This window comes from Tepidimonas charontis (assembly GCF_007556685.1).
GTDB classification, from domain to species: domain Bacteria; phylum Pseudomonadota; class Gammaproteobacteria; order Burkholderiales; family Burkholderiaceae_C; genus Tepidimonas; species Tepidimonas charontis.
Genome location: NZ_VJON01000102.1, coordinates 1 through 943, shown reverse-complemented (window position 1 = coordinate 943; position 943 = coordinate 1). Strand labels below are relative to the sequence as shown.

At 58.5% G+C, this 943-nt stretch carries 1 protein-coding gene and 2 pseudogenes; 1 reads left to right on the top strand and 2 read right to left on the bottom strand.

Features of this window, described 5'->3' with window-relative positions; all coding sequences use genetic code 11:
* Window positions 1-235: pseudogene (locus tag Tchar_RS13545) on the top strand (IS5/IS1182 family transposase); the annotation flags it as partial.
* Between the two features lie 126 nt (window positions 236-361).
* Here the strand turns inward: Tchar_RS13545 and Tchar_RS13540 are convergent.
* Together Tchar_RS13540 and Tchar_RS13535 are read right to left on the bottom strand one after the other, a co-directional pair.
* Window positions 362-754 (bottom strand): annotated as a pseudogene (locus Tchar_RS13540) (integrase core domain-containing protein); the annotation flags it as partial.
* 5 nt (window positions 755-759) lie between these two features.
* The coding region (locus Tchar_RS13535) for an integrase core domain-containing protein (protein WP_144329493.1) at window positions 760-943 on the bottom strand (184 nt) is incomplete at its 5' end.

Sequence of the window (943 nt, the reverse complement as noted above, 5' to 3'; positions counted from 1 at the left end):
GCGCCGGGCATTGGACAAGAGCACTTTTCTTGGCCAGGTGATGGATGCCTTGGAACGCACCAAGGCGCGCATTCGTGCCAAGGACGAGCATCCGTTTCGGGTACTCAAATGCCAGTTTGGCTACTGCAAGACGCCCTATCGAGGCTTGGCCAAGAACGGCGCGCAACTCAACGTCCTGTTTGCGCTGCTCAATCTGTGGCTGGTGCGCAAGTCCTTGTTGGCTGCAACGGGATAAGTGCGCCCGCCACGGCGCCACTGGGGGCCGACGAGGCCTCAGGAGGCCCACGAAAGGGGCTTCTGGAGCGGAAAATAACTCAAAAAAATCTGCCCCTGATCCCGTCATGTGAAACAAAGTCTACCATCACCGCGTCCTCTGGAACGAATAGGCTGGGTTGTGCAGAGGTTTCTTAACTGATCCTGCGTTGGTAGTTGATGGGTTGGCGTTGCGGTGCTTGGCGGCGAACTCAGCCGGAGGTATCCGTCCAATCGTTCCGTGCGGTCGCACTTCGTTGTAGTCCTAACGCCAGATGGCGATGACCTCGCGAGCCTGGGCCAGGGATTCGAACCAGTTCTCGTTGAGGCATTCGTCCCTGAACTTGCCATTGAAGCTTTCGATGTAGGCGTTCTGGGTGGGCTTGCCTGGCTGAATCAAGATGTGCTGAATACCTCGTGCTTGCATCCATGCCATGAAGGCCTTGCACGTGAACTGCGGCCCGTTGTCGGTTCTGATGGTGTCAGGCGACACCGTAAATTGACCCCCTAGCTGTGAGCCGTCAAGAGGTTGTTCCGAAGAACTGGAAGCCGTGACATAGGCGGGACGCGGCCTATGCCGTGGTGCGGGCGATGCCAGTTGTAGTGGTGCTGCCAGCTGTGAAGCGCTTGGCGCCGCTGCTCGGAGTTTTGGTAGGTCCAGCCGTAGGCCCACTCACGCAGCGCCGACTGG